Origin of the sequence: Streptomyces sp. CG 926 (genome assembly GCF_003148825.1) — a bacterium.
In the GTDB taxonomy this organism is placed as follows: domain Bacteria; phylum Actinomycetota; class Actinomycetes; order Streptomycetales; family Streptomycetaceae; genus Streptomyces.
This window is the reverse complement of the sequence record NZ_QGGZ01000001.1, coordinates 48,337-69,556: the sequence shown is the minus strand read 5'-3', so window position 1 is coordinate 69,556 and position 21,220 is coordinate 48,337. Positions and strand designations below refer to the sequence as shown.

Below are 21,220 nucleotides of genomic sequence, written 5' to 3'. Positions count from 1 at the left end.
GTCGGCGGGCGTGTCGCATGCTGCTGGGATGGGAGCTGTGGAGCCGCCGAACAAGAGGGGCACGTGATGGACATGCCGGATGGAGCCTGGGAACGGGAGGCCCCGCACCTGCGGGAGATCGCCCTGTTCCTCTCGGTCCACCTGGACCGGGCGCCGGGTGTGCTGTGGCCCGAGTACGACAACCCGGCGTTCGGTGACGTCGACGACATCGACGACGGTGACGACACCGGCGAAGCCGAGGAGGTCGGCGCGGTCGACGAGGTCGAGGACGCCGACGACACCGGGGCGGGCTCGGCGGGCGACGGTGTGTGCCCGGCGCAGGTGGAGCGGTTCACCGCGGAACTGGCCCTGCTGACGGGCCTGTCGGTCCGGCTGGACCGGGTGGAGACGGCCGGGGTCGCCCCGGGCGTCGGCGTGGACACGGCCTGGACCGGGCAACCCGACGGCCTGGAGCACCTGCTGATCCACCAGATCGCCGGCGCCGTCACCTGGCAGCTGACCGGGACCGACGGGAGCGGTCGGTCGGAGTCCTTCCAGTGCCGGCTGCTGCCCGGCGAGCTGCTGTACGTACCGGCCGGCTGGTCGCGTCGCTGCGTCGGCGCACCGCAGGCCCGGTACGCGGTCGTCTGCCTCGGCAGCAAGGGCGATTGACGGCGCGGAAGGTGGAACGGGGTGAGGGAGGATCGCGTCGCGATCCTCCCTCACCCCGTTCCGGCGGCCCTCACGGGCCGGTGGGATCAGCCACCCCAGGAGCTGTCGGCCGTGTCGCGGTTCCGGCCGCCCAGCGTGGTGCCGACGGTCACCACCCGGCCGTCGGGCAGGACGATCTGGCGCGGCGTCGGGGTGGTGGTGGTGCCCTCGCCCCCGGTGGTGGTGGTCGTCACGGTGGTCGTGGCCGTGTCGCCGTCGGCGGCCTGAGCGGCGCCGGCTGCGGGCAGCAGCAGCGCGGACGCGGCTACGGACAGGGCGAAGACGTAACGCTTGAGCATGGGATCCCCAGGAGTACGAGCGGTCTGGTCGGGGCGCGGACCACTTCGTGGGCCGTCCGCGCCGGTCGGTGCAGGACCAACCTTGCCGTGCCCCGGACCCCTCGGTGATCGATCAGGCTGCTCATCAAGCTGCCTGGCGCGATGGTGAGGGGCCGCAAAAGCGCAGGAATCCACGCTATTCGGTCATGATTCCCGCGCCTACGGGGGCCGGAGTGCCCTGCTCCCGCCGGGCCGGCGGCTCCGCGTGCTCCGCCGGGGCCCGGGTGTCGAGCTCGCGCCACACGGGGAAGACCAGCGGGGCCAGGGTGACCGTGAGATACAGCGCCCCCGTCCCCAGCAGCGCCGACACCAGGCCCGCGGCGTCCAGGGCCAGCCCCGCACCGAGCATGCCCAGCGGCGTCGCCGCCAGCGCGGCGGCGACCAGCAGGCCGAACACCCGCCCCCGCACCGCCTCGGGCACCCGCTCGTAGGCGACCGACATCATCAGCGGGCCCACGATCCCCGACCCGATGCCGGACAGGGCCAGTACGGCCAGCAGCACCGCCGTCCGGGGCTCGGCGGCCAGCGCGGCACACCGCACCGCCCCGACCAGGACGAAGGCCCCGACGAACACCGCGCGCCGCGGCAGCCGGTGCCCTGCCCAGCCGTACAGGGCCGCCCCGAGCAGCGCGCCGGCCCCCATGGCGGTCACCATCGCCCCGAACAGGGCGCTGCTGCGCAGCACCTGGGCCCCGTACGCCGGGTAGAGCACCCCGTTCAGCGCCCCGTCCAGGGCGTTGGTCAGCATCAGGACGCCCACCATCGCGCCCAGGAGCCGGTCTCTGCGCAACTGGCCGATTCCGAAGCGCAGTTCTTGCGTGTAGGAACCGCGTGGCTGCCCGGCGCCGGCCGGGCGCGGACGGGCCGTCGCCGGTACCAGCGTCGCCACGAGGAGGGCGCACGACGCCATCGCCGCCAGGTCCGCGTACAAGGTGCGTACGGGGCCGACGGTCGAGATGAGCAGGCCGGCCAGCGGCGCGCCCGCCATCATGCCGATCCGGCGGGCCCCCTCGACCGCTCCGGTGGCCCGCTCCGCCGTGACGCCCGCGCGTTCCATCGCGCCGGGCAGGAGCAGTTGCTTGGCGGTGTCGGACGGGCCGCGGGCCGCCCCGACCAGGAAGACCAGGACGATCAGGACGGGCAGCGGCAGGGCGCCCCAGGCGTGCAGGAGCGGGATCAGGCCGATCGTCGCGGCCGTCAGCAGGTCGGCTCCGACGCTGGTCGCGCGGACGGGCAGTCGGTCGACCACCGGACCCGCGAGCACGGCGGAACACAGCAGGCCCAGCACCTCGGCGGTGGCGACGAGCCCGGTCCGGGTGCCGCTGCCGGTGCTGTGCAGGACGAACCAGGGCACGGCGACCAGGGTCGCCGCCATGCCGAGCGAGGAGATCCCGGAGGCCGCCACCAGGGCGGCCAGCGGGGTGCGGCGGCGCGATGACGCGGAGCCGCCGGGGTACGAGCTGGTCATACGGGGTTCCTTCCGGCACCGCCGCGCCGCCCGGCAGCCCGCACAGGGGTCTGCCGGGCGGCGTGGTGCCCGGGGATCGTCGGGTCAGCCGGCCATGCTCACGCGGAGGCTGAGCGGGCGCATGTCCGTCCACACCCGCTCGATGTGCGCGAGGCACTCCTCCTTGGTGCCGCGTACGTCCTGGTCGTGCCAGCCGAGCGGGACGGGCCGGCCGGCCTCCCAGAGGGAGTACTGCTCCTCGTCGTTGGCCACGACCAGGTACTGCTGCGGGGACGCGTCGTTCATGGTGTTCTCCTCAAGGGATCAGGGATGCGGAAGGGGGGCGGGGTGGAGCGGGGTGGAGCGGGTCAGGAGGGCAGGGCCGCGGCCAGCAGCTCGGCCAGGGCGGCGCAGTGCGGGGGGTCCACCAGGTCGTGGTGGTTGCCCGGCACCGCCGCCCGCAGGACGTCGCCCGCGGTGCGCGCACGCCAGGCCGCCGGGTCCACCAGCGGGGTCGCGAGCTCCGGGTGCCGCTCGTCGACGGTGAAGAGGTGCAGCTCGACGGCGAGGACGGCGTCGGTGCGGTAGGCGGCGGAGGCCGCTCCGTTCGCCTCGGCGACCCGCAACACTCTGCGCAGGGCCTCCGTGGGGGCGGTACGGGGGAGGGTGCCCTGCGCGCGGCCCCGGCGTACCAGGACGTCGAGCAGTTCCTCCTCGTCCAGTTCGCGCGCCGAGTCGGCGTCGATCCCGGCGGCGATGCCGTACCGCAGCAGGTCCGGATCGCCCGGGCCGGCAACCGCAGCGGACCTGCTCGCGGCAGTCGCTCCCGGCGCGGCCGCGTCGATCAGGCCGAGGAAGGCGACCTCCTCGCCGGCGGCCTCCAGCCGGGCGGCCATCTCGTAGGCCACCGTCCCGCCGAACGACCAGCCGGCCAGCAGGTACGGGCCGTGCGGCTGCTCCTCGCGCAGGGCGGCCAGGTAGCGCTCGGCCATCGCGGGCACCGTCTCCAGCGGCCTCTCGTCGGTGTTGTAGCCCACCGACTCCAGGCCGAGGATCCGCCGGTCGCCCCCGGGTCGGGCGGACAGGTCCCGCACCAGGTCCCGGTAGCAGACGACATCGCCGCCCCGCGGGTGGACGAGGACCAGCGGCGGCCTGGAGGTGTCACCGTCGGCCAGCGGGACCAGCAGCCTGGCGGCGGCCGCCCCCGCGTCCGGCAGCGCCTCGCACAGCAGCTCCACGGTGCGCCGACGGAACACCAGGTTCAGCGGCAGCTCCACCCCGAACTCCCGGCGCACGGCCGCCATCAGGGCGAACGCCTTGAGCGAGTGGCCGCCGAGCGCGAAGAAGTCGTCACGCACCCCGATCGGGGCCGTGCCCAGGGTCTGCTCCCACAGCCGGGCCATCCGCAGCTCGGTCGTGTCGCGCGGGGCGATCCGCCCCGCGCCCCCGCCGCGCGCCGCGTCCGCCGACGGCGCCGGCAGCGCCTTGCGGTCGAGCTTGCCGTTCGGGGTGAGCGGGAGCCGTTCCAGCGCGGTGAGGACCGCCGGGACCATGTACTCGGGGAGGTCCTGGCGCAGGAAGTCGCCGAGCTCGCGCACGTCGCCCTCCTCGTCCCGCCAGGTCACGTAGCCGGCCAGGACGGCGTCCACCCCCGTGCCGTGGACGGCCACGGCCGCCGCCAGCACCCGCGGGTGGCGGGCGAGCGCGGACTCGATCTCGCCGAGCTCCATGCGGTGGCCGCGCACCTTCACCTGTCCGTCGGCCCGGCCCCGGTACTCCAGCGTGCCGTCCGCGAGTCGGCGTACGAGGTCACCGGTGCGGTACAGCCGCTCGCCCACCCCGTACGGATCGGGTACGAACCGGTCCGCGGTCAGCCCCGGCCGCCGGTGGTAGCCGCGGGCCACCCCGTCACCGCCGATGTAGAGCTCGCCGAACACACCCACCGGCACCGGGCGCAGCCCCGCGTCCAGTACGTGCAGCCGGGTGTTGGCGAGCGCCGTGCCGATCGGCACCGGCCCGTCGCCGACGGGGCCGGACAGCCGGTGCGCCGTGGACCAGACGGTGGTCTCCGTCGGCCCGTACACGTTCCGGACGGTGCCCAGCGCCGTCCGCATCCGCTCGGCCAGGGCCGAGGGCAGCGCCTCGCCGCCGCACAGCGCCCGTACGTGCGGCGCCTGCCAACCCGACTCCATCAGCTGGTGCCAGGTGGCCGGGGTGGCCTGGACGACCGTGACCGGCGCCGCGTCCAGCTCCTTCGCGAGCAGGGTGCCGTCCCGCGCGGTGTCCCGGTCGACGACCCGTACGGTCGCTCCGCACACGAGCGGCACCAGCAGCTCCAGCACGGCGATGTCGAAGGAGGCCGTGGTGACGGCCGCGACCGTGTCACCTGCCGTCAGTTCCAGCCTGCGGACCATGTCCCGGGTGAAGTTGGCCAGCGCCCGGTGCGGGACGACGACCCCCTTGGGGCGTCCCGTCGAGCCCGAGGTGTACAGGGCGTACGCCGACTGCTCCGGCTCCAGCCGCACGGGTGCGAGGTCGGCCCGCGCGTCGCCGTCCGCGGCCAGGGCGTCGAGGTCGACCACGGCGACCCCGTCCGGGGCCTGCGCGGTGTCCGGGAGCCCCGACACCACCATGACCCGGGCGCCGCTGTCCGCGAGCATGTAGCCGATGCGGTCGGCCGGATAGCCGGGGTCCACGGGCACGTACATGCCGCCGGAGCGCAGCACGCCCAGCAGCGCCGCCGGGAGCAGTACGGAGCGCTCCGCGCAGACCGCCACCGCGGCCTCCGGACCGACACCGAGGCGGGCCAGCTCCCGGGCCAGCCGGCCCGAGACCTCCCACAGCCCGGCGTAGCTCAGGCTCCGGTCGCCGTCGTCCACGGCGACCGCACCCGGCGTACGGGAGGCCTGCTCTCCGACGAGCACGGGCAGCGGCCGGTCGGCGGCCGGCTCGGCGGACCCGACACCCGCGCGCAGGATCCGCCGCTCCTCGGCCGGACCCATCAGGGGCAGGGCGCCCAGCGGGGTCGTGGGATCGGCCACCGCGGCCGTGAGCAGTTCGCTCAGCGCCGAGGTCATGCCCTCGACGGTCGCCCGGTCGAAGAGGTCGGTGGCGAACACGGCCTCGCCACGCAGCGCGCCCTCCTCCTCGACGAAGTACAGCGAGAGGTCGAACTTCGAGGCACCGCTGGCCAGCGAGAGCGGTTCGACGTCCAAGCCGGCCGGCGCGGGCGGCGCGGCGGCCTCCTCGTCGAGCACGAGCATCACCTGGAACAGCGGGTTGCGGCTCAGGTCGCGCTCCGGCCGCACCTCCTCCACGAGACGCTCGAACGGCACCTCCTGGTGGGCGTAGGCCCCCAGCGCCGTCTCCCGGGCCCGGTCCAGCAGCTCGCCGAAGGCCGGGTCGCCGGAAAGGTCGGTGCGCAGCACCAGGTTGTTGACGAAGAAGCCGATGAGCGGCTCCAGTTCGGTGCGGTCGCGGCCGGCGATGGGGGAGCCCACGGCCACGTCCTCGCCGCCCGACCAGCGGGCCAGCAGGGCCTGGAAACCCGCCAGCAGCACCATGAACAAGGTGGCGTCGTGCTTGCGCCCCAGGTCACGCAGCTGCCTCAGCAGCGGCTCGGGCAGCTCGAAGGAGAACTGCTCGCCGCGCCCGGACGGGGTGGCCGGCCGCGGTCGGTCGGTGGGCAGGTCCAGCGGGGCGAGGCCGCCGAGGCGCCCGCGCCAGTACGCCAGGGTGTCCGCGAGGGCGTCGTCGCCGAGGCGGTCGCGCTGCCACGAGGCGAACTCGCGGTAGGAGACGGCCAGTTCCGGCAGCGGCTCGGCCCCCTCGACGGTGCGGGCCCGGTAGGCGGCGAAGAACTCCCGCCAGAACACCCCCACCGACCAGCCGTCGAAGGCGATGTGGTGGGCGACGATCACCAGCAGGTGCTCCCGCTCCGCGATCCGCACCAGCCGGGCCCGCAGCGGGCCCGCGGCCGTCAGGTCGAAGGGCAGCGCGGCGTCGAGCGCGGCCAGCTCCCGCGCCCGCTCCTCGGCCTTCGGCGCACCGAGCCGCGAGAGGTCGGTGAAATCGGCGGCGAACAGGGAGGCCGGACCAGGCACGACGCGGGCCGCGAAGGCCGCTTCGTCGCCGCCGTCCCCGGTCTCCTCGATCCGGGAGCGCAGTACCTCGTGCCGGGCGACGACGTCCGTCAGCGCGCCCAGGGCGGCGGCGGTGTCGAGCTCCCCGGTCAGCCGCAGCGCACCGGGCATGTTGTAGTCGGGCCGGCCCGGCTGGAGCCGGTCCAGCAGCCACAGCCGCTGCTGCCCGAAGGACAGCGGGCCGGGCCCCTCGGGCAGCGTGGGGATCATCGCTCGCGTCGCGTCCGCCGCGACCGGTGAGGCCAGCGCCCGGGCCAGGTCCTCGGCCACCGGGTGCCGGAAGATCAGCTGCATCGGGATGTCCAGGTCCAGCAGGGCGCGCAGCCGGGAGATGACCCGGGTGGCGCGCAGGGAGTGCCCGCCGCGCTCGAAGAAGTGGTCTCGGACCCCGATCGGGCCCTCGCCGAGCACCTCCTCCCAGACCTCGACGACCGTCCGCTCCAACGGGGTGCGCGGGGCCACGTGCGCCCGGTGTCCGCCGGTCGTGCCGGGCTCCGGCGCGGGCAGCGCCCGGCGGTCGGTCTTCCCGTTCGGGGTCAGGGGCAGCGCGTCCAGCACCACCAGCGCGGACGGCACCATCGCCGCCGGCAGGGCCGCGCGGACGAAGTCCAGCACGGCGGCCGGATCGCCGCCGTCCTCCCGCCACACCACGTACCCGGCGAGCAGCCGGTCGGCGCCCTCGCCGTGCGCGGCGGCCACGGCCCGGGCGACGTCCGGGTGGCGCAGCAAGGCGGCCTCCACCTCGCCCAGTTCGATCCGGTGGCCCCGGACCTTGACCTGGTTGTCGCGGCGGCCGTGGAACTCCAGCACCCCGTCGGACCGCAGTCGCGCCAGGTCGCCGGTGCGGTACATGCGCGCGCCGGGCGGCCCGTACGGGTCCGGCGGATAGGCCTCGGCGGTGCGGGCCGGATCGCCGAGGTAGCCGCGGGCCACCCCGCGTCCGGCGATGAACAACTCACCGATCGCGCCTCGGGGGAGCGGTTCGAGGTGCTCGCCGAGCACGAGGACCCGGGCGCCGGGCAGCGGGCGCCCGATGGGGATGCGGCCCGCCTCGATGTCGGCGTCCGTCACCACGTGGTAGGTGGTGGTGTTGGTGCACTCCGTCGGACCGTACTGGTTGACCAGCCGCAGCCGGCCGGGCAGGCCCAAGGTGTGGGCGGCGCGGGCCAGTCCGGGCGTCAGTGCCTCGCCGGTGGTCATCACCAGCCGCAGCGCGGCCGCGGGTTCGGTGACGGCGGCGACCAGCGGCTCCAGCATCGACGGGACGATCGACAGCAGCGCCGTCACACCCTCGGCGTGCAGCAGCCGGGCCAGCGCCTCCGGGTCCCCGGCCTCGTCCTGCGAGGCCAGCACGATCCGCCCGCCCGTGGTCAGCGGGGCGAACAGGTCACGTACCGAGGGGTCGAAGGTCAGCGCTGTACGGGCGAGCACCGCGTCCTCACCGCCGAGACCGAAGGTGGTGGTCAACGCGGCCAGGTAGCCGGTGATCGCGGCGTGCGTGACGGCCACGCCCTTGGGGCGGCCGGTGGACCCGGAGGTGTACAGCAGATAGGCGAGGTGCGCGGGGGAGTCCGCGACGGGCGGCTCCGTGGCGGGCAGGGCGTCCACCAGGTGCTGCTCGGCGTCCAGGTCCAGGACGGGTACGTCGCCGGTCAGCTCCGCGGGCGGCCCGGCGGGCAGGCCCGCCGTCAGCACCAGGTGGGCGCCGCTGTCGGCGAGGACCGTACGGACCCGCTCGGCGGGGTGTCCCGCGTCGAGCGGTACGTAGGCGCCGCCGGCCTTCAGCACGGCGAGGACACACACCAGCATCCGCGGGTCACGGCCGGCCAGTACGGCCACCCGGGTCTCGGGGCCGGTCCCGAGCTCCCGCAGACGGTGGGCCAGCCGGTTGGCGGCCGCGTCGAGCTCCGCGTAACCGATGGTGCGGCCCTCGCAGGTCACGGCCGGGGCGTCCGGCCGCAGCCGGGCCTGTTCCGCCACCAGGGAGTGCAGGGTCCGGGCGGTCGGCGCCTCCGCCCGGGGACCGGGGTCCTCCCCGAGCAGGGCGGCGTGCTCCTGCGGGGACAGGACGTCCAGCCGGGACAGCGGCGCTTCGGGGGTCTCGGCCGCACCGGCCAGCAGCCGCAGGTAGTGGGCGCCGAACCGCTCGACGGTGGCCCGGTCGAAGAGGTCCGTCGCGTACTGGACGGTGCCGGTCAGACCGTCGGGGTGCTCGGTCATCGCGAGACTGAGGTCGAACTTGGCCGTCCCGTTGGAGGTGTCCAGGCTCTCGACCTCCACACCGTCCAGCGGCAGGACGGCGAGCTGCTCGGGATGGAGCTGGAACAGCACGTCGAAGAGCGGGTTGCGGCTGAGGTCGCGCTCCGGCCGCAGCTCCTCCACCAGCCGGTCGAAGGGAACGTCCTGGTGCTCGTACGCGGCCAGCGCGGTCCGACGCACCCGCCCCAGCAGTTCGCCGAAGGCCGGGTCGCCCGACAGGTCGGTGCGCAGCACGAGGGTGTTCACGAAGAAGCCGACGAGCGGCTCCAGTTCGGTGCGGTCGCGGCCCGCGATCGGCGAGCCCACCGCGATGTCGACCTGGCCCGTGTAGCGGGCCAGCAGCGCCTGGAAACCGGCCAGCAGCACCATGAACAGGGTGGCGCCGCGCTCGCGGGCCAGCGCGCCGAGCCGCTGGGCGAGCTCGGCCGGGACCTCGAAGACGAAGGCGTCGCCCGCGCCGGAGCGCACCTGCGGCCGCGGCCGGTCGGTGGGCAGCTCCAGGGCCGGGAGCCCGCCGAGGGCCGCCCGCCAGTGGGCGATGCCCGCGTCGGCCTCGCCGCTCGCCAGCCGGCGCTGCTGCCAGTACGCGAAGTCCCCGTACTGGACCGGCAGTTCCGGCAGCACCGGACGCTCGCCGCGGCGCAGGGCCGCGTAGGCCCCGGACAGCTCCCGCCACAGCACCGGCATCGACCAGCCGTCGCCGACGGTGTGGTGCAGGACCAGGACGAGGAGGTGCTCGTCGTCGGCGACCCGCACCACGCGGGCCCGCAACAGGGGCGCCGAGCCCAGGTCGAAGGGGGCGGCGGCATCGGCGTGGGCGAGGCCCAGCGCCCGCGAACGGGCCTCCTCGCGAGGCAGGTCCCCCAGGTCGCTGCGGACGGGGACGAAGACCTCCGGCGCCTCCACGACCTGTACCGGGCCTGAGGGGCCTTCGGCGATCCGCGAGCGCAGCACCTCGTGCCGGGTCACCACCGCGCACAGCGCGGCGGCCAGCGCGTCGGCGTCCAGCGCGCCCCGCAGCCGGGCCGCGACGGGAATGTTGTAGTCGGGCCGGCCGGGCTGGAGCTGGTCCAGGAACCACAGCCGCTGCTGCGCGAACGACAGCGGCGCGCTCTCCCCGGCCGGCCGGGCGCCGATCGCGGTCACGGGGGTCGCCGGCGCCGCGGCGCCCTGGCCGTCGCCGCGCAGGGCGTCCAGCGCCGACGCGAACCGCTCCAGCGTCGGGTGCTCGAACAGCAGCCGCAGCGGTACGCCCGTGCCCAGGCGGGCGCCGAGCCGCGACACGGCGCGGGTGGCCCGCAGCGAGTGACCGCCGAGGGCGAAGAAGTCGTCGTGGCGGCCGATCCGCCCGGTGCCCAGCACCTCGCCCCACACGGCCGCGGCGAGCTCCTCGGTCGCGGTCGCCGGCGCCGCGAACTCGGCCCGGAGCACCCCCTCCTCGGGGGGCGCGGGCAGCGCGCGCCGGTCCAGCTTGCCGTTCGGCGTCACCGGCAGCGCCGCGAGCGACACGACCGCCGAGGGCAGCATGTAGGCGGGCAGCCGGTCGGCGAGCGCCCGGCGCAGCTCGGCCGGGTCCGCCACCTGGCCCTCCGAGGGCACCACGTAGGCGACCAGGCGCTGCTCGCCGGGGGTGTCCTCGCGGACCACCACCGCGGCGTGCCCGACCCGCGGGCTGCGGGCCAGCTCGGCCTCGATCTCGCCCGGCTCGATCCGGTGGCCGCGGATCTTGACCTGCTGGTCGCTGCGGCCGAGGTAGTCGACGGTGCCGTCGGGGCGCCGCCGGGCCAGGTCGCCCGTGCGGTACATCCGGGCGCCCGGAGCGCCGTACGGGTCGGGGGTGAACTGTCGTGCGGTCAGGCAGGGTCGGCCGAGGTAGCCACGGGCCACCCCGGTGCCGCCGACGCACAGTTCGCCGACGGCGCCCTGCGGCACCGGGCGGCCGCGCCCGTCCAGCACGTACAGGCGGGTGTCGTCCAGGGCGGTGCCGATGGGGACCCGGCCGTCCACGACGGCGCCGGCGCGGGGGTCCAGCCGGTGGCGCGTGGCGAAGGTGGTGGTCTCGGTGGGCCCGTAGACGTTGACGAGGACGGTGTCCGGAGCCTGCTCCAGGGCCCGGGCGAAGGAGTGCGGGGAGGCGGCCTCGCCACCCGTCCACACCTCCCGCACCCGCGTCAGCAGCTCCACGCACTCCTCGACCACCAGGTTGAACAGGGCGGCCGTGAGGAACATCGAGGTGATCCGGTGCTCCTCCACCAGCCGGGCCAGGGCGGCGGTGTCCACCCGGCCGGGCGGCGCCATGACCACCAGCCCGCCGGACAGCAGCGGCGCCCACAGTTCGTACGTCGAGGCGTCGAACGACAGCGGGGAGTGGGCCAGCACCCGCCGGTGCGCGACACCGAAGGCGGAGTCACGGGCGAGCGCCGCGACATTGGCGTGAGTGACGCCGATGCCCTTCGGCTCGCCCGTGGAACCGGAGGTGTACATCACGTACGCCAACTGGTCCGGCGAGCACGGCGGGTAGGGGACCGGTGCGGCGGCCGGAGCCGTCGCGTCCGCCGGAGCCCCGTCCGCCGGGGCGGTCGCGTTCAGCACCGGAACGGGCGAGGTACGGACCGCCTCGTGGCCGGCCGTCGCCGGATCGGCGAGGAGCAGGCGGGCGCCGGTCCGCTCCAGCATCCAGTGCAGCCGGGCGACGGGGAACCCCTCACCGAGCGGGACGTAGAGTCCGCCGGCCTTCAGGACGGCCAGGATCGCCACGGGGAGGTGGACCGAGCGCTCCATCAGCAGGGCGACCGGGGTTTCGCGCTCCACCCCGGCGGCGGCCAGCCGAGCCGCCAGCAGGTCCGACCGGGAGTCGAGTTCGGCGAAGCTCAGGCGCTCGGAGCCGCAGACCACGGCCTCGGCGCCGGGGGTGCGTCGGACCTGCTCGGCGAACAGCTCCACCAGGGAGGCCGGGGCCAGGTCCGGGCGGACCGTACCGTGCCCCTCGGCCGCGAGCCGGGCCGCGGTCGGCGCGGAGGGCAGCAGCTCGGCCACGGGACGGTCGGGTTCCTCGGCGGCGGAGCCCAGCAGCTCCAGGTAGTGGCCGAGGACGAGTTCGGCCGTGGCCCGGTCGAACAGGTCGGTGTCGAAGACCAGCGAGCCGGAGCAGGTCTCGGCGCCCTCGGAGACGAAGACGCTCAGGTCGAAGAGGGAACCACCGAAGTCGGTCCGCACCACTTGCGCGTCCAGGCCCGGCAGCCGCAGTCCGGCCGTCTCGTCCGGGGCCGACGCGAACATCACCTGCACGAGCGGGTTGCGGTCGCCGACCCGCTCGGGGCTCAGGTGCTCCACCAGCCGGTCGAAGGGCACCTCCTGGTGGTCGTACGCGTCCACCGTCGCCCGGCGGACCCGGCCGAGCAGCTCACGGAAGCCCACCTCGCCCGACAGATCGGCGCGCAGCACCACGGTGTTGACGAAGAACCCGACGAGGGGCTCCAGTTCCACCCGGTCGCGTCCGGCCACCGGGGTGCCGACGGCGATGTCCGTGCTGCCGGCGTAGCGGGCCAGGGCGGCCTGGAAGCCGGCCAGGAGCGTCATGAAGAGGGTCGCGCCGGCGCCCTCGGCGATCTCGCGCAGCCGGGTGGTGAGGTGGGCGTCCAGGGTGAACTCCAGGCTCGCGCCGTCGCCGCTGCGACGGGTGGGCCGGGGCCGGTCCGCGGGCAGTTCGAGAGCCTCCAGCCCCGCGAGGGACTTCTCCCACCAGCGCAGCCGGCCGTCCATCGCGCCGCTCGCGAACCGCTCGCGCTGGGTACGGGCGTACGCCTGGTAGTCCAGGGGCAGCGGCGCCTGCGCCAGGGGTCGCTCCGCGAGAAGCGCCGCGTAGCCCTCGGACAGCTCCTGCCACAGCAGGCCCATGGACCAGCCGTCGGTGGCGATGTGGTGGACCACCAGCACCAGCAGGTGGTCCTCGGCGCCGACCCGGATCAGCAGGGCGCGCAGCAGCGGCCCGGCCGCGAGGTCGAAGGGTCTGCGGACCTCCTCCCGGGCCAGGGCGTGGGCCCGCTCCTCCAGTTCGGCGAGCGGGGCCTCGCCCAGGTCCAGCACCGGCAGCGGGACGGCCGCAGGCGCCGGCAGGACCACCGGGTGCGGGGCGCCGTCGCGCTCCTCGAAGACGGTGCGCAGCGGTGCGTGGCGGGCCACGACGGCCGTCAGGGCGCGGCGCAGCGGCTCCGGGTGGAGGGGGCCGCGCAGCCGCACGACCTCGGGGATCGCGTAGCCGGGGGTGCCGTCCGCCATCCGGTCCACCAGCCACATCCGCTCCTGGGCGAACGAGGCGACGGGCTCGGTGTCCGGCCCGTCGGCGGCCGGAGCGGGGACCGGCGCCGGCGCGGCGGCCGGACCGGCCGCCGTGTCCTCCAGTGCGGCGCGCACCCGGCGGCGCAGCAGTTCACGGGCGGCGGCCAGGCGGCTGTCCGTGCCGGTGGCCGGCAGGCTCTCCTGGGTGGTCACGAGGTCTCTCCCTGAAGTACGAGTGAAGGAACGGCGGCGTCGGTGGCGGTGAACGGGTCCGGTTCGGCCCCCAGTTCGGCCAGCAGCACCGTTTCGACGGCGATGGCGAGGGCGGCGACGGTCCGCTGCTCGAAGAGGGTGTGCAGGGGCAGGTCCAGGCCGAGGGACTGGCGCAGCCGGGCCGCCACCCGGGTGGCGCTCAGCGAGTGCCCCCCGAGGGCGAAGAAGTCGTCGTGGCGGCCGATCCGCGGCGCGTCCAGTACGGAGGCCCACACCATGGCGACCAGTTCCTCGGTCTCCCCGGCGGGCGGCTCGTACCCGGTGGCGGCGGCCGCGGCGGGCGCCGGGAGCGCCCTGCGGTCCAGCTTGCCGTTCGGCGTGACGGGCAGCCCGTCCACGACGACCAGCACCGGCACCATGTACTCCGGCAGGGAGCGGGCCAGTTCGGCGAGCATCGGCCCGGTGTCCGGGGCCGGGTCGGCCCCGGCCTGCGGGACGAGGTACCCGACGAGCCTGCGCTCGCCCGGGACGTCCTCGCGGACCACGACCGCGGCCCGGCCGACGCCGTCGAGGTGGCCGAGCGCCGTCTCGATCTCGCCGAGTTCGATCCGGAAGCCGTGGATCTTCACCTGGTCGTCGGTGCGGCCCAGGTACTCCACCGAGCCGTCGGCCCGGTGGCGGGCCAGGTCCCCGGTGCGGTACATGCGCGAGCCGGGCGGGCCGAACGGGTCGAGCGGGAAGCGCTCGGCGGTCAGTGCCGGGCGCCGCAGGTATCCGCGGGCCAGGCCCGCGCCCGCAAGGAACAGCTCGCCGGCGACCCCGACCGGGACGGGCCGGCCCCGCGGGTCGAGCACGTACAGCGCGGTGTTCCAGATGGGCCGGCCGATCGGCACGGGCCCGGCGTCCTCGCGGCGGCAGTCCCAGTGCGTGACGTCCACGGCCGCCTCCGTGGGCCCGTAGAGGTTGTGCAGGGGCACGTCGAGCACATCGAGGAACCGGTTCTTCAGCTCCTCCGGAAGGGCCTCGCCACTGCACACGACCCGCCGCAGCGAGCGGCAGCGGCCCGCCTCGGGATCCTCGACGAACGCCGCCAGCATGGACGGGACGAAGTGGACGGTGGTGATCGACTCCTCCTGGATCACCCGGGTGAGATAGGCGGGGTCCTTGTGCCCGCCGGGCTCGGCGACCACCAGGGCCGCGCCGGTGATCAGCGGCCAGAAGAACTCCCACACCGACACGTCGAAGCCGAACGGGGTCTTCTGGAGCACCCGGTCGTCCGCGCCCAGCCGGTACCGGTCCTGCATCCACAGCAGCCGGTTGACGATGGCCGCGTGCTCCACGACGACGGCCTTGGGCCGTCCCGTCGACCCGGACGTGTAGATCACGTACGCGGGGTGCGCGGGCAGTGGCGCCGGCCCCACCGCGCCGGGGTCCTCGTCGAGGACGGCCCCCGGATCCAGCCGGGGCAGGTCGGCCGCGGCGGGCAGCGCCGCCGCCACCTCCTCGTCCGCGAGCAGCAGCACCGGCTCGGCGTCGGACAGCAGGTACGCGATCCGGTCCGCCGGCAGCGAGGGGTCCACCGGCAGGTAGGCCGCCCCCGACTTCAGCACGGCCAGCAGCGAGACCACCATCTCCGTGGAGCGGTGCAGGGCGACCGCGACGATCTCCTCCGGACCGGCGCCCCGGGCGCGCAGGACCCGGGCCAACCGCTCGGCACGCGCGTCGAGTTCGGCGTACGTCAGGCGCTCGCCCCGGAAGACGGTCGCGGAGGCGTCCGGCGTCCGGGCCGCCTGCTGCTCGAACAGCTCCACCAGTGTGGTGTCGGGGACGGGCACGGCGGTGCCGTTCCACTCCCGGATCAGCCGGTGCTGCTCCGCGGACAGCAGGTCCACCTCTCCGACCGCGGTGGCGGGGGCGTCGGCGACGGCCGAGAGCAGCCGCTCCAGCGCCTCGCCCAGGCTGCTCGCCGTCCGGGCGTCGAGGACGTCCGTGCGGTGGTCGAGGTGCAGCCGCAGCCGCTCCCCGGGCAGCACGATGAGGTTGACGGTGTAGTGGGTGGCGTCCGAGCCCTCCACCCCGGTCAGCCGCGGTCCGCCGGCCAGCTCCCGCATCGACTCCAGGTCGAGCGGGTAGTTCTCGACGACGACCGTGGTGTCGAAGAGGGCGCCCAGCCCGGCCGCCCGCTGGATGCCGGCGAGCCCGACGTGCTGGTGGTCCATCAGCTCCGCCTGCTCGTCCTGGAATCGGGCGAGTGCGGCCAGCAGCGGCTCGTCCTCGCGGATCCGGAACCGCACGGGCAAGGTGTTGATCAGCAGGCCGACCATGTCCTCGATGCCGGCGACGTCCGCGGTCCGGCCGGAGACGGTCCCGCCGAACACCACGTCGTCCCGCCCGGTCACCCGGCCCAGCAGCATCGCCCAGACGCCCTGGACCACGCTGTTGAGGGTCACGCCCGCACTGCGGGCCCGCGCGGTGAGCCGGGCCGTCAGCTCGGCCGACAGCTCCACCGTGACCCGCTCGGGCAGTGCGTCGATCCGGTTCGGATCGGCCGCGCCCAACAGGGTCGGCTCCGCCAGCCCGGCCAGCGCGGTGTTCCACGCGGTCTCGGCGGCGCCGTCGTCCTGGCGGGCCAGCCAGTCCAGGTGCGAGCGGTACGGGACCCCTTCGCCGACCGGACCGGCCGAGTCCGAGCCGCCGGGGTAGCCGGGGTTGCCGCATTCCGCGTATCCGGTGAGCAGTTCGCGCAGCAGGACCGCCGAGGACCAGCCGTCCCAGACGATGTGGTGGTTCGTCATGACGAGGCGGTGCTCGGCGGCGCCGAACCGGACCAGGGTGAAGCGCACCAGCGGCGGCCGCTCCAGGTCGAAGCGGCGGGCCCGGTCGGCCGAGAGCAGCCGCTGCCACTCCCGCTCCCGGTCCGCGGGGTCGAGTCCGCCCAGGTCCACGGCCTCCCACGGCACCTCGACGGACTCGACGACGATCTGCGCCGGTCCGCCCAGACCCTGGTCGGTGAAGGCGGAGCGCAGCGCGGTGTGACGGCGCAGCAGCCGGTCGCAGGACGTCCGCAGGGTGCCCTCGTCCAGGGGGCCGTCCAGGGTGAGGACGATCTGGCCGGTGTAGGCGTCCATCGCGCCGGTGTCGAAGGCGGAGTGGAAGAAGAGCCCCTCCTGGAGCGGCGAGAGCGGCAGTACGTCGCAGAGCCCGGCGTAGCGCACGGCCAGGGCGTCCGTCTCCGGCTGCGTCAGCCGGACCAGCGGCAGGTCACGGGGGGTGAGGCGGCGCGCTCGGGGGGCGCCCGTCCAGCCGGCCAGCAGGCGCAGGGCCTCGCCCCAGGCCGCCACCAGGGCGTCGGCCTCGGCCTCGGTCAGCAGGGCCGCGGGATGGGTGACGACCGCGGTGAAGGCGGGGCCGTCGGCGCCGTCCACGGCCATGGCGTCGATCTGCAGGGCGTGTTCGACGGGCATCGCCGGATCCACCTCGGCCCGCAGGCCGCCCGCCTCGGGGGCGGGGCTCCACGGCGTCCCGCCGCCGCCGGCGAACCTGCCCAGGTAGTTGAACAGGATCCGGGGGCGCGGAAGTCCGGACAGTTCGGCGGCGGTTCGAGGATCGAGCCTGCTCAGGAGTCCGAAGCCCGTGCCGTGGTCCGGTACGGAGGCGACCGTGGAGTGGATCCGCGCGACCAGCTCGGCGAGCGAGTCCCCGCCCCGGGCCGCCGCGTCCAGGTCGAGGCCGGCCAGGTCGAAGCGGACCGGGTACTGGGTGGTGAACCAGCCCACCGTGCGCGCCAGGTCGTGCCGGCCGGTGCGGTCGACGCGGCCGTGGCCCTCCAGGTCGACCAGCAGCGACCCCGGGGCGCTGCCGGGGGAGCGCAGGCGGTGCGCCGCGAGGACCAGTCCCGCGAGCAGCACCTCGGCCGGGCCGGTGCGCAGCGCGCCGGGCACCCCGGCCAGCAGCGGGCCGGCGACCTCGGCGGGCAGGCCGAGCGTCACCGTGCGCGTGTCGCCGGCGGTGTCCCGCACCGGGTCGGGGATCCGCTGCCACGGCTCCCGCGGGTCCGGGGCGTCCTCGGAGCTCTCCAGCGTCGAGCGCCAGAAGGGCAGCTCGGCCTGCACCTCCGGAGAACGTGCCTGGAGTTCGAGATGGTGGGCCCACGCGCGGAACGGGACCTCCCCGTCCGCGGCCGGCAGCGGACGCCCGGCGACCGCGGCCTCCCAGGCCGCGGCCAGGTCGGCCGTCAGGATCCGCCACGACACCCCGTCCACCGCCAGGTGGTGCACGCACAGCAGCAGCCGGTCCGGCGCCGCCCCACCGGTGTCGAAGCGGACCGCGCGCAGCATCACCGAGGCCGCGGGGTCCAGTTGCCCGGCCGCCTCCCGGGCCGCGTCCGCCATGATCGCGGCGCGGGCGGAGTCGTCCGACCCGGCCACGTCGACGGTGCGGTACAGCCGGGACACGTCGACCGAACCGGGCTCGCCGACCGTGCACAGCCGGCCCTCGGGGCCGAAGGTCACGCCGAGGCGCAGCGCCCCGTGCCGGTCCACGACCGACTGCAGGACCCGTACGAGCGTCGCGTCGTCCGCGCCCTCGGGCAGGGTCAGCACCATGGACTGGCTGAACCGGCCGATGGGGCCCGGCCCGTCGAGGAGCCAGCGCATGACCGGCGTCGGGGGAAGCGGACCGCACTCCGCGACGGCCGGACCGGCGGCGGCCGGGGAGGACGCGTCGCCGGGCTCGCCGACGGCCGCGGCGAGGGCGGCCGGGGTCTTGTGCGCGAACACCTCGCGCAAGGTGAAGGAGAAGCCCCGAGCCCGCGCCCGGCTGGTCAGGCCGAGGGCGGTGATGCTGTCGCCGCCGAGCTCGAAGAAGTTGTCGTCCGGGGTCGCGGTGACGCCCAGGGCCTCGGAGAACAGGTCCGCGAGGGTCTGCTCGGTGGCGCCGTACGCCCGGTCGGGGTGCTCCGCACGGGCCGCGGCCTCGGGTACGTGGAGCCGCGCGCGGTCGACCTTGCCGCCCGGCGTGAGGGGCAGCCGGTCCACCGCCACGAAGGTGCGGGGCACCATGTAGCCAGGCAGGACCCGGCCCAACTCCGCTGCCAGCAGATCCGGTTCGGGCGCCGGGCCGCCGTCGGCGGACGGTGCCACGAAGGCGACGAGTCGGCGGGCCCCGCCCGCGGGGGCGTGCACGACGACCGCGGCCTGCCCCACCGAGGGCTGCCGGCCGAGCACCGCCTCGATCTCGCCCAGTTCGATCCGGTGGCCGTTGATCTTGACCTGGCGGTCCACCCGCCCCAGGAACTCCAGTTCGCCGCGCGCCGTCCAGCGCACGAGGTCGCCCGTCCGGTACATCCGCGCACCGGGCACACCGCAGAAGGGGTCCGGCACGAAACGGTCGGCGGTCATGGCCGCGCGCCCCGCGTACCCCTGGGCGAGACCCGCACCGGCCACGCACAGCTCGCCGGTCGCTCCCGGCGGCAGCAGCCGCAGTCCCCGGTCGACCACGTACGCGCGGTGGTTGACCATCGGGCGCCCGATCGGCGGGATCCGGCCGTGCGAGGGCGGAACCACCCGGTGCATGGTCACGGACACGGCCGCCTCGGTGGGCCCGTACGCGTTCCAGACCTCGCGGGCGTCCGTCGCCCAGCGGTCCACGGCGTCCCCGGACGGGGCCTCACCGCCCGTGGACAGGAACCGCAGCTCGGGCAGTCCCGCCGGGTCCAGCAGCGGCAGGAGCGCCGGCGGCAGGTCGGCGACCGTCACCGCGTGCTCGGCGAGCAGCGCCTGGAGCCGGTCGACGTCGCCCCGCTCGGCGTCGGTGGCGAGGACCAGGGTGGAACCGCTCAGCAGGGAACCGAACACGTCCAGGACCGACACGTCGAAGGACAGCGAGGCGAACCCGAGGAACCGCTCGGTGCGCCCGGACCCACCCCGACCGCCGCCGTCGCCCGCGCCGCACAGCGCGAGGTGGCCGCGTACGAAGTCGACGGCGGCCGCGTGCGGGACGACGACGCCCTTCGGCTCGCCCGTACTGCCCGAGGTGTACAGCAGGTACGCGGCGGACGCGCCCGGCACCGGTACGGACCTCCGGCCGGAGCGGGACCCATCGGTCGGCGCGCTCGCGTCGACCACGCTCGGCAGGTCGTGCGGCAGCCGGTCGCGGCTGCCCGGCCCGGCCACCACCGTGCGCAGTCCGGCGTCGCGCACGATGTACGCGATGCGCTCGGGCGGCAGGCCGGGATCGAGCGGTACGTAGCAGCCACCCGCCTTCAGGACGCCGAGCAGGGCCGCGACCATCGACGGCGAGCGCTCCACGCACACGCCGACCGGTGTGCCCGGTTCGACGGCCGGCCGCAGCCGGTCCGCGATGTCCTCGGCCCAGGCGTCGAGTTCCCCGTACGTGACCTCCTGGCCCGCGCAGATCACGGCGGCCTGCTCGGGGGTGCGCCCCGCCACCTCCTCGAAGAGCGTGTGCAGCGACGCGTCCCCGAGTACGGGGTCCACGCCGCCCTCGGCGAAGGCGGCGAGCCGCTCCTCGTCCTCGGCGGTCAGGAAGGGCAGCGAGCCGACCGGGGCTTCGTCCTCGGCCGAGGCGAGGGCGACCAGGAAGCGGGTGAAACGCACCCGCAGCGCGTCGAGTTCCACCCGGCCGAGGTCGGCGGCGTCGCCCTCGGCCTGCACGGTCAGCGGGCTGTCGCCGCCGCGGTCGTAGACGTTCAGGGAGACGTGCTCCACCGGGCCGACCGAGAGGTTGTGCGCGGAGGCGGGAGCACCGGCGAAGGACAGCTCGTAGTCGAAGGACATGAGGTTGACGGCGGCGTCCCACAGCCGGGGTCCGGTCCCGGTGAACTCCTCGATGCGGTACCGCTGGTGGCGCAGGGCCTCCTTGATACCGGCCGAGGTGCCCCGCAGCAGTTCGCCGACCGTGGTGTCCGCGGTGACCGTCAGCCGCAGCGGCAGCACCTTGGAGAACATGCCGGGTGTCCGGCGGGCGTCCGGGGTGGTGCGGCCGGTGACCGGCAGACCCAGGACCACGTCCTCGGTGCCGCCCGCGCGGTGCAGGTGGGCCGCGGCCGCGGCCATCACCAGCGCCGACCAGCGTGTGCCGTGCCGGCGCGCGGCCTCGCGCAGGGTGCGGGCGTCGGCGGGATCGAGGTCGCCGCTCACCCGCACCGTCGTACCCGAGGCGGGCGCCGGGACACTGCCGGTGAAGGAGACCGGCTCGGGGGCTCCGTCCAGCCGGGCCCGCCAGAACTCCCGGTCGGTCGCGCACCGTTCGGAGCCGGCGTACTCCTCCTCCTCGGCCACGATCCCTTGCCACGGCGCGACCTCGGCGGCCGGCACGGGCTCGCCCGCGACCAGCGCCGAGTACACCTCCGCGGTCCGCCGAGCGAGGATCGAGCCGGTGACCCCGTCCGCGACGAGGTGGTGGTAGCCCTGCATCCAGCGGTAGGTCGCCGGACCGGTCCGCACCAGCAGCTGCCGGCACACGTCCCCGGACGCCAGGTCCGTCGGCCGGGCCAGCTCGGCGCGCATCAGCCGCTCGGACTCGGCCTCCGGGTCCGCATGGTCGCTGACGTCGACCGTCTCCATCCGCAGCGGCGGCGGCCCGGCGGGTATCTGGTGCACCACCGCGTCCACCTCGGCGAAGCGGACGCACAGCGTCTCGGTTCCGGCCACCGTCGTGCGCACCGCCTCGGCGAGCAGCTCCGGATCCACCGCCCCGCGGATCTCCAGGTACTCGGCGATGGTGTAGTCGAGGCGGGTGGGGTCGAGCTGCTGTGCGAACCAGACGCCGTTCTGCGGCGGGGTCAGGGGCAGCGGCCCGCGGTCGTGAGTGGCCATGCGGTGGTCAGTCTC

The 21,220-nt window shown here is 75.5% G+C and carries 6 protein-coding genes; 1 reads left to right on the top strand and 5 read right to left on the bottom strand.

All coding sequences use genetic code 11. The annotated features are described in order from the left end of the window. Nucleotides 1-66 precede the first annotated feature (66 nt). Entirely contained in the window at nt 67-651 is a 585-nt protein-coding gene (locus BCL76_RS00245; protein ID WP_109777225.1) for a hypothetical protein, read from the top strand. Nucleotides 652-737: 86 nt separating this feature from the next. On the opposite strand, the gene BCL76_RS00240 is transcribed toward BCL76_RS00245, so the two are convergent. From BCL76_RS00240 to BCL76_RS00220, 5 genes are all read right to left on the bottom strand, one after another. Then, the gene (locus BCL76_RS00240; protein WP_109777224.1) at nt 738-989 is read right to left on the bottom strand and encodes a hypothetical protein; all 252 of its coding nucleotides are present in this window, start codon (nt 987-989) and stop codon (nt 738-740) included. A gap of 175 nt (nt 990-1,164) precedes the next feature. Beyond that, on the bottom strand, nt 1,165-2,496 hold the full coding sequence (locus BCL76_RS00235) for an MFS transporter (protein WP_109777223.1): 1,332 nt from the start codon (nt 2,494-2,496) through the stop codon (nt 1,165-1,167). Nucleotides 2,497-2,580: 84 nt separating this feature from the next. Then, a complete protein-coding gene (locus BCL76_RS00230; protein WP_030756641.1) occupies nt 2,581-2,781 on the bottom strand; it encodes an MbtH family protein in 201 nt (66 codons plus the stop codon). Nucleotides 2,782-2,843: 62 nt separating this feature from the next. Then, nucleotides 2,844-13,367: an amino acid adenylation domain-containing protein gene (locus BCL76_RS00225; protein ID WP_109777222.1), complete on the bottom strand. Its 10,524-nt coding sequence runs from the start codon at nt 13,365-13,367 to the stop codon at nt 2,844-2,846. Next, complete coding sequence (locus tag BCL76_RS00220) at nt 13,364-21,205, bottom strand: non-ribosomal peptide synthetase (RefSeq protein WP_109777221.1); 7,842 nt, start codon at nt 21,203-21,205, stop codon at nt 13,364-13,366. Before BCL76_RS00220 ends, BCL76_RS00225 begins: the two co-directional genes overlap by 4 nt. Between the last annotated feature and the right edge of the window lie 15 nt (nt 21,206-21,220).